Origin of the sequence: Micromonospora sp. NPDC047074, from assembly GCF_040643815.1 — a bacterium.
Taxonomy (GTDB): Bacteria; Actinomycetota; Actinomycetes; order Mycobacteriales; family Micromonosporaceae; genus Micromonospora.
The window spans coordinates 1-8,403 of sequence record NZ_JBEYVB010000074.1; the positions used below are offsets into that span (position 1 = coordinate 1).

The following is an 8,403-nucleotide window of genomic DNA, read 5'->3' on the forward strand; positions in this document are numbered from 1 at the left end:
CCGCCGACCTGGTGGCCGAGCACTGGAACAGCTGACCCGCAACGCGCACAGCCGCTGGCCGGCACCCCTACCCGGGGTGCCGGCCAGCGGCGTCTGCGCGGCGGCCCACGGCGACGTCGAGCAGCGCCGCCACCAGTGCGAGCGCGATGACGCCGGCGGCCAGCAGCAGCGAGTGCCGGAAGGCGAACGAGAAGTCCCCGTCGCTCGTGGCCAACGAGGAGAAGAAGACCGAACCGACGGCGGCGATCCCGGCGGCGGAACCGATCCGCTGGCCGGTCTGGAGCATGCCCGCGCCGCTGCCCGCCTGCGGTATCGGCACCTGGGCCAGGGTGAGGGTCTGGTTCGGTGCGATCACCAGGCCGCTGCCCAGCCCGGCGAGCAGCAGCGGCGCCGCGGTCAACCACGGCACCGCGGCGTCGCCCGGGGCAAGGTCGAGCACGACCACCACCGTGACGAGCCCGATCACCACGGTGAGCAGCCCGACCGCGACCAGCGGGCGACCGAACCGGTCGACGATCCGGCCGCCGAGCGCGGACGCCACGGCCGAGCCCAGCGCGAACGGCGTGATGGCCAGGCCGGCGACCAGCGCGCTGTAACCGAGGCCGTTCTGCAGGTAGAGCGTGAAGATGAAGAAGATGGCGGTGAACCCGCCGAAGTAGACCAGCGCGATCAACGCACCCAGGGCGTACGACCGGAAGCCGAACAGCCGCAGGTCGAACAGCGGGTCGCGGTGCCTCGCGTACCACCGTTCCCACGCCCCGAAGCCGGCCAGGGCGACCAGCCCGGCCGGCACCAGCAGCCACTTCGTCGGGGTCCGCCAATCCTGCTGCACGAGTGGCAGGAGCACCAGCAGTACGCCGATCCCGAGCAGCAGCACCCCGACGAGGTCCAACCGCCGGCTGTCCCGTGGCTGTGCCGGGCGGCTGGGGAGCAGCCGCCAGCCGAGGACCACTGCGACGACGCCGACGGGGATGTTGACGAAGAACACCCACCGCCAGCCGTGCTCCTCGCCGCCGATGGCGATCAGCAGACCGCCGAGCAGCGGGCCCACGGCCGTGGAGACGCCGATGGTGGCCCCGAGCAGGCCGAAGGGCCGACCCCGCTCGGGCCCCCGGAAGAGTTCCTGGATCAGGCCGCTGACCTGCGGATTGACGACACCGGCGGCGGCGCCCTGGAGCAGCCGGGCCGCGATCAGCCAGGCGGGGGAGGTCGCCAGCCCGGCGAGGGCGCTGGCCACCGTGAACAGGGCGATCCCGAAGACGAACGCGCTGCGCCGGCCCCGCGCGTCACCGAACCGCCCGGCGGAGACCAGGACCAGCCCGAACGTCAGGGCGTAGCCGGAGAGCACCCACTGCAGGTCGCTGGGGGAGGCCCCGAGGGCGCGGTCCATCGACGGGACGGCGACGTTGACGATGCTCACGTCGAGCAGCGTCATGAAGGCGGCGACCAGGCCGACCCCGAGGGCCTGCCAGCGCCGCCGGTCGTCCGTCGGTCCGCTGGCGTCCGCCGGTCGAGGCGTGCCCGCCGTACTCATCGTGCCTCCCGTGGGCCGGTGTCCGCGCACCGCTTGGCGCTACCCCGGCCCCCGGGAGGCGAACCGTCGCGGGGCGCCCGGCGGATCACGCCATCTGGCGCGCGCAGAACCGGGGGCCGAAGTCCAGCCCGGCCATCGGCGAGTCCTCCCGGTGCAGCAGGTTCTTCTCGGTGAGCTGGTGCAGCGGCGCCCGCAACTGCTCCTCGGTGAGGCCGGCCTTCTCGGCGATCAGGTCCGGGTACGGCACCTGTCCCTGGGCCTCCAGCGCCGAGACCGCGTCGTACACCCGTTGCTCGACATCCGACAGTTGCACCTGCCGCATGGTCCTCCTCCTTCGCCTCGCCCGCCCGTGGGCGGGCGGTTCACGCCGCGCGGTTACCCCGTGGATGGCCGAAGATGCCCACCCGATCGGGCGGTGGCGCGGCCGCGCCGACCACGTCTGGCGCGGCGGCTTGCCCTAGGCTGCTCCAGTGATCGTCTGGGATCTCGCCGTTGTCGGCGCCGGCCCCGCCGGGCTCTCCGCCGCCCATGTCGCCGCCCGCGCGGGGCTGCGCACGCTGGTCGTGGAGCGTGCCGCGCACCCGCGCTACAAGACGTGCGGGGGCGGCCTGATCGGCACCTCGCTCGCGGCGGTCACCGATCGCATCGAGGTGCCCGCGCACGACCGGGTCGACCGCGTGACGTTCACCCGCGACGGGCGACGCCGGTTCACCCGCCGGCATCCCGCGGGTCCGCTGGTGACCATGGTGCGCCGGGAGGAGTTCGACGACCGGTTGCGCGCCGCCGCGGTCGCCGCGGGTGCCGAGGTCCGCGAGCGTGTCGCGGTCCGCGCGGTGGAGCAGGACCCCGACGGCGTACGCCTCAGGCTCGCCGACGGGGAGACGATCCACGCGCGTGCGGTGATCGGCGCGGACGGCTCGTCGGGCGTGACGGCCCGGCACGTGGGGGTCCGGCACCGGCAGGTCGACCTGGGGCTGGAGCTGGAGCTGCCCGTGCCGCCGGGGGAGCAGGCCCGTTGGCGGGGCCGCCTGTTGCTGGACTGGGGCCCGCTGCCCGGGTCGTACGCCTGGGTCTTCCCGAAGGGCGACCGGTTGACGGTCGGCGTGATCGCCGCGCGGGGCGAGGGGGAGCGCACCCGTGCCTACCTGCGCGGGTTCGTCGACCGGCTGGGGCTCTCGGGGGTGGAGCCGGCGCACGACTCGGGTCATCTGACCCGCTGCCGCGCGGATGACTCCCCGCTGCGCCGGGGCCGGGTGCTGGTCGCCGGCGACGCTGCGGGCCTGCTGGAGCCGTGGAGCCGGGAGGGCATCAGCTACGCGCTGCGCTCCGGTGAGCTGGCCGGCGCGGCGGTCGCCTCGGGTGACCTCCCCGGCTACGACGACGCGGTCGGCCGGAGCCTGGTGCCGTCCATGCGCGCCGGGCACCGGCTGCTCGACGTGTTCGCGCGGCGGCCCGGGGTGTTCCACGCCCTGCTGGCCACCCCGCCCGGCTGGCGGATGTTCGTGCGGTTCTGCCAGGGGCGGGCGAGCTTCGACGAGACGATGTCCCGCGCCCCGGTCCGGGCGGCTCTGGCGCTGCTGGACCGGCTGCCGGCCGCCTGAGCCCCGTCCGGCCGGGCCCTCGTCAGCGCCCGCACCGCCTTCGTGCGGGGCGCGACCCGCACGAAGGCCCCGACCAGGATCGGCGCCGGCCTCGACGCTATGGGGCAGGATCCTAGGATGCCTTAGGGGTGGTGTCGGCCACCACCGACGCCCAGAATCAGGGTGTCGAGGGGAGAAGTCATGGCGGAGGACAGCTCCGGAGCGTTGTTCACCGACGACGAACTCGCCTTCCTGCGGCACGTACGCTTCGGCGAGCTGCCGCCCGCGGTCCGCCCCGAGGAGCGGGTCGCGCTGACCGAGACCGATCCGCGGCGGGACCTGCCCGACCCGGGCGACGAGCGGGACCGGTGGGACCTGCGGCACGGAGCCTGACCGCCGACCGGCAGACGGAAACGGGCCGCGGGCGATCCACCCACGGCCCGTCCGGTCCCGGCGTCAGAAGACCGGCACGCCCTCGCGTACCAGCTTCCAGTTGGGCTGGTAGAAGTCGGCCGGGTCGATGACGCCCCGGGCCTGCGCCCAGTCGATCAGCAACTGGCGGATCTCCTGCTGCTCGTTGTAGACCTGCGTCTTGACGATGCCGGGGAAGTTGCCGCCGCCGCTGCGCCGGTAGTTGTTCACCGCCACCACGAACTGCGCGTTGTCCGCCACCGGGGTGTCGGTGCCGGGCAGCACCAGGCGGGTGACGCGCTGGCCCACCGGCCTGGAGATGTCGATGTCGTAGTCCAGGCCGGAGATGACGTCGTAGTTGTAGTCGGGCACGGCCGGATCGCTGATCGCCGCCGGGTCGACCGGGGCGCCCGGGGCGAGGGTCCGGAAGTACTTCGCCGAGTACTCCAGGTACGCGCGCACCTCCGCGCCGCTGAGCACGACCGCCTCGAGGGTGTTGTCGAAGACGTACAGCCCGGCCACGTCGCGGATCTTCACGTCGCCGGCGGGGAACACGGCGGTCCGGCTGAACGGCGCCGCGATCGACAGCACCGGCAGGTCCGCGTACGACGTGCCGGCCAGCGCCTGCCCGACGACCTCCGTCTGGACGTGGTTGATGAAGTCCAGGATCGGGGTGTCCCGGTAGCGGCTCTCGGCCGCCGAGAGCTCCACGGTCGAGCGGGCCACGACCTGGTTCACGTACGCGACGGTCTTCTGGTGCTGCGCCCGCACGGCCGCGAGGACCTTCGGGTCCTCGGTCACGGTGTTGGTGTTCAACAGGGCTGCGGTCTTCTTGACGATCTTCCAGCGGCCCTTTTCCCGGGCCAGGGTGAAGTCCATCCGGCTCAGCCGCTGGCCCCACTTCGACGGCTCGGTGAGCAGCACCTGCTCGCCGGTCCGCTCGTTGGCCACGAACTTCTCGGCGACCTCGGCGTGGGCGTGACCGAAGAGGATCGCGTCGATGCCGGGGACCTGCTGGGCGATCAGCGCCGTCGGGTTCTCGTTCGGCAGCTCCGGGCCGTAGCTGGAGGTGCCGCTGTCGCCGCCGTGGGCGGAGATCAGCACGATGTCCGCGCCGCGCTCCCGCATGATCGGGACGTACTTCGCGGCGGTGGCGATCATGTCGTCGAACCGCAGCTTGCCCTCGACGTTGGCCTTGTCCCAGATCGCGCTGCCCGGGTTGGTCAGGCCGAGGATGCCCACCCGCAGCGGCGGCGCGGCGAAGCCGACGTCGACCTTCTTGATGACGAACGGCAGGAAGGCCGGCTTGCCGGTGGCGACGTTGACGGCGTTGGCGGCCAGCGCCGGGAAGCCGAGCTGCGAGATCCACTTGGCCAGCAGCGGCAGGCCGTAGTTGAACTCGTGGTTGCCCAGCGTCACGGCGTCGTAGTCGAGCACGTTCATCGCGTGGGCCATCGGGTGCGTCTCGCCGGTGGCGGTGATCGGCTCCTGCTTGGCGTAGAAGGTGGCCAGCGGCGTGCCCTGGATGGTGTCGCCGGCGTCGAGCACCAGCGTCGCCTTGCCCCGCCGCTCGGCGCGGATCTGCTTGACCAGGGCGGCCAGCTTGGCGACGCCGACGTCGTTGTGCTTGCTGTCGTCGTACTCGGCGTCGGAGTAGTAGTCCCAGTTGTAGACGTTGCCGTGGGTGTCGGACGTGCCGAGGATCGTGAGGTCCCAGGTACGCGACCGGGCCGGGCCGGCCGCCTGGGCCGGGGCGGCGGCGATCAGCGGCACGCTCGCCGCCGCGGTCGCGGCGGCGGCGAGCACCGTCCGACGCGACGGGCCGGAGGTAGAGGTCATGACGTGCCCTTCCATGGGGGTTCGGGGCGCCCGGCGAGCGCCGAGCGCACCATAACGAGGCACTTTCACGTCCGCCACAGCAGCCCCGGACGTTTCCGCCGGCCACGGTGCCCGGCACCCGGGCGTTCGCGCCGGGGCGACCGTTTCCGCGCCTCGCCGCAGGGTAGGGCGGTGGGAGACCCAGATCCGCCCAGTGCGCGAGGAGACCCCGGTGAGCGAGGACCAGCACACCCCGCAGGACCCCACCAGCCAGTACGGCCAGCAGGAGGGACAACCGAAGCAGCAGCAGACCCCGCCCGGCTCGACCGGGCAGATGACCCCGAAGCCCGACCACGGCGAGGAGTCGTACCGGGGCAGCGGCAAGCTCGACGGCCGACGGGCGTTGATCACCGGCGGCGACTCCGGCATCGGCCGCGCCATCGCCATCGCGTACGCCCGGGAGGGCGCCGACGTGCTCATCTCCTATCTCGGCGAGGAGGAGGACGCCGACGCCCGGGAGACCGTCCGGCTGGTCGAGGAGGCCGGCCGCAAGGGCATCGCGGTACGCGGTGACATCACCGACGAACGGCACTGCCAGGAGCTGGTCGAGCGGGCCGTGCGGGATCTCGGCGGCATCGACATCCTGGTCAACAACGCGGCCTACCAGATGGCGCAGGACAAGGGCATCCTCGGCATCACCGACGAGCAGTTCGACCGGGTGCTGAAGACCAACCTGTACGCCATGTTCTGGCTCTGCCGGGCGGCGATACCCCACCTCCCCGAGGGCTCGGCGATCATCAACACGTCGTCGATCCAGGCGTTCGACCCCTCGCCGCAGCTGCTGGACTACGCCACCACCAAGGCGGGCATCGCGAACTTCACCAAGGCCCTCGCCGCCGACCTCGCCGAGCGGGGGATCCGGGTGAACGCGGTGGCGCCCGGCCCGATCTGGACGCCGCTGATCCCGGCGACCATGCCGGAGAAGAAGGTCGCCCAGTTCGGCCAGAACACCCCGGAGGGGCGCCCCGGCCAGCCGGCCGAGCTGGCCCCGGCGTACGTCTTCTTCGCGTCCCAGGAGTCCAGCTACGTCACCGGCGAAGTCCTCGGTGTGACGGGTGGGCGCCCCACGAAGTGATCATCGGGCCCGCCCCGGTTCCCGCCGGGCCGGTCACGGACCCGCCCGCGGTCAGCGCGGCCAGGGGACCAGGCGGCTGCGGACCCGGGCGACGGCGGCGGCATCCAGCCCATAGCGGGCGAAGCGGCGGTCGGGCAGCCGGTCGAGATAGCGGCCGGCCGCCCGGACGTCCGCCGGGTCCAGGGCCGGGTCGAGCTGGCGGGCCAGGTCCAGCAGCTCCGCCACGTCGTGGTGCTCCAGGGCCGCCGCCACGTCGATGTAGTCCCGGACCTCCCGCCGGTTCACCAGGGCGGCGGTCTTGTTCGCCATCAGGTCGCGTACGTCCATCACCGGCCCGAGGTCCATCACCACCGGGCTGCGGTGCCGGTCGAGGCGGGCCAGGCTGAGCCGGATGCGCCGCCCGTCCCGGCTCACCACGAAGTCCTTCAGGTCCCGGTCGAACCCGTCGAAGAGCTCGGCCAGTTCGCTGTCCGGATCGGCGTCGGTCACCTCGAAACCGGCGCGTCCCAGCGCCGCCCGGACGCCGTCGGCGGCTGCCGCGGCCGCCCCCTCGACGTCGGCGAACAGGTCCACGTCCTCCGTCGGGCGGGTCACCAGCCCGTGCGCCGCCCAGGCCACCCCACCGCCGAGCACGAACCGGTACGGCCCGGCGGCGGACAGGGCCACCCGGGCCACCTCGCGGTAGAAGTCGTGCGGGTGGGCGGTGCTCACGCGGTACGCAGCCCCCGGTGGCGGCTCTCCCACGCCTGGCGTACGCCCCGGGGCAGGTTGAGCAGTCGCCACACCCGGCGCAGCACGCGCCCGTTGACGAACAGGCGCAGATCCTCCGCCCGGGTGGTTTCCCGCAGGACGTTCTCGTACATCCAGAGCAGCTCGTCCGGGTCGCCCAGGTCGAAGGTGCGGTCCGCGTTCCACATCAGCCGCACCGGCAGTTCCACCACGCCCCGGGTGGGGCCGGTGAGCTCGGCGAGCGTGCGGGCCACCACGACGGGCCGGCCCGGGCGGGCCAGGTGGGCCGCGCGGGTCGGAGCGGGGGAGAGGGCCTGCATGCTGTCAGGGTAACGCCAGGTCGGCCGGGTTGGGCTCGCGGTTTCCCCTGGTGTCGCGCCGCGCCAGCGTGTTCGGGGCGGCCCACCCCGAGATCTTGGCAAGAATTCGCCCCTCCAGGGGCCGTTTCGAACCAAGATCGCGCGTGCGGCCACCCATGCCCCGTGCGGCTGGTGCCCGGTCGCGGCGCGGGTGCCCGGTGCGGGGCCACCGATTTGTCGCCCGCAGCCGCCGGTGAGGCGTATGTCCGGTCTGGGGGTGTGACCGGGGGCATCGTGGGGGCGGAATCGTGGCCGGCCGGGGGTCGTTACACCATGCGTACGACCGAGTAGGGCACGGTGATGTGCCAGGCCAGCCCCCGGAATGATGGTGGGTCGCCGGTCGTTACACATGGTCGCGGGCCGACGTGTAGGGCATCCCCCGCCCCACGACAAGCCCGGCCCCTGATCTTTCCTCCGGCAGGACACGCCGGAGATCCCCCATTCGTTCATCGAGCGCCGGACGGTGCTTGCACCCGCACAAGCCGATCCCCCTTTTCGGTGTGTGGGTGCCAACCCCCGAATGGAGCGTCCCCCATGAACACGTTCATCCGTAACAGCGTTCTCGGTATCGCCGGTCTGGCGTTCGCCGGTGGTGTGGCCGCCGGCCCGATGACCGACAGCACCCCGACGACTGTCGACACGACGCCCGTTGCCGCCGTGCAGGCTGACAAGCCGGCCGGTGTGGACAAGGGCAAGCTGGTTCCGCACGGTGTGCAGGGTGCCCAGTCGCGCATCGACCTGACCGACGAGCAGGTCGACAGCGTGAAGGCGATCATCGCGGCGACGAAGAAGGCCGGTATGGACGAGCGGGCCGCCGTGGTCTCCATCGCGACCGCG

8 protein-coding genes and 1 pseudogene are annotated in these 8,403 nt (G+C 72.9%); 4 read left to right on the forward strand and 5 right to left on the reverse strand.

Annotated features, from left to right (window positions below; all coding sequences use genetic code 11):
* Window positions 1–67 precede the first annotated feature (67 nt).
* Window positions 68–1,534, reverse strand: coding sequence for an MFS transporter (locus ABZ809_RS34245; protein WP_357566805.1), 1,467 nt, complete (start codon window positions 1,532–1,534; stop codon window positions 68–70).
* Between the two features lie 85 nt (window positions 1,535–1,619).
* Entirely contained in the window at window positions 1,620–1,856 is a 237-nt protein-coding gene (locus ABZ809_RS34250; protein ID WP_357566806.1) for a hypothetical protein, read from the reverse strand.
* Between the two features lie 148 nt (window positions 1,857–2,004).
* Here ABZ809_RS34250 and ABZ809_RS34255 point away from each other — a divergent pair, with 148 nt between their 5' ends.
* Window positions 2,005–3,135 carry a geranylgeranyl reductase family protein gene (locus tag ABZ809_RS34255; RefSeq protein ID WP_357566807.1) on the forward strand — a complete coding sequence of 377 codons (1,131 nt, stop codon included), beginning with the start codon at window positions 2,005–2,007 and terminating at the stop codon, window positions 3,133–3,135.
* A 180-nt stretch (window positions 3,136–3,315) separates the two neighbouring features.
* Window positions 3,316–3,507 carry a hypothetical protein gene (locus ABZ809_RS34260; protein WP_357566808.1) on the forward strand — a complete coding sequence of 64 codons (192 nt, stop codon included), beginning with the start codon at window positions 3,316–3,318 and terminating at the stop codon, window positions 3,505–3,507.
* A gap of 63 nt (window positions 3,508–3,570) precedes the next feature.
* On the opposite strand, the gene ABZ809_RS34265 is transcribed toward ABZ809_RS34260, so the two are convergent.
* Window positions 3,571–5,364 carry a 5'-nucleotidase C-terminal domain-containing protein gene (locus ABZ809_RS34265; protein WP_357566809.1) on the reverse strand — a complete coding sequence of 598 codons (1,794 nt, stop codon included), beginning with the start codon at window positions 5,362–5,364 and terminating at the stop codon, window positions 3,571–3,573.
* A gap of 211 nt (window positions 5,365–5,575) precedes the next feature.
* Here ABZ809_RS34265 and ABZ809_RS34270 point away from each other — a divergent pair, with 211 nt between their 5' ends.
* The gene (locus tag ABZ809_RS34270; protein ID WP_357566810.1) at window positions 5,576–6,478 is read left to right on the forward strand and encodes an SDR family oxidoreductase; all 903 of its coding nucleotides are present in this window, start codon (window positions 5,576–5,578) and stop codon (window positions 6,476–6,478) included.
* Between the two features lie 51 nt (window positions 6,479–6,529).
* Here ABZ809_RS34270 and ABZ809_RS34275 read toward each other — a convergent pair whose 3' ends face one another.
* Together ABZ809_RS34275 and ABZ809_RS34280 are read right to left on the reverse strand one after the other, a co-directional pair.
* Window positions 6,530–7,189, reverse strand: a complete 660-nt coding sequence (locus ABZ809_RS34275) for a nucleotidyl transferase AbiEii/AbiGii toxin family protein (RefSeq protein ID WP_357566811.1) — start codon at window positions 7,187–7,189, stop codon at window positions 6,530–6,532.
* On the reverse strand, window positions 7,186–7,527 hold the full coding sequence (locus ABZ809_RS34280; RefSeq protein ID WP_357566812.1) for a hypothetical protein: 342 nt from the start codon (window positions 7,525–7,527) through the stop codon (window positions 7,186–7,188). The genes ABZ809_RS34275 and ABZ809_RS34280 overlap by 4 nt, the downstream gene beginning before the upstream one ends.
* Window positions 7,528–8,100: 573 nt before the next feature.
* On the opposite strand from ABZ809_RS34280, the pseudogene ABZ809_RS34285 reads away from it, so the two are divergent.
* Window positions 8,101–8,403: pseudogene (locus tag ABZ809_RS34285) on the forward strand (hypothetical protein); the annotation flags it as partial.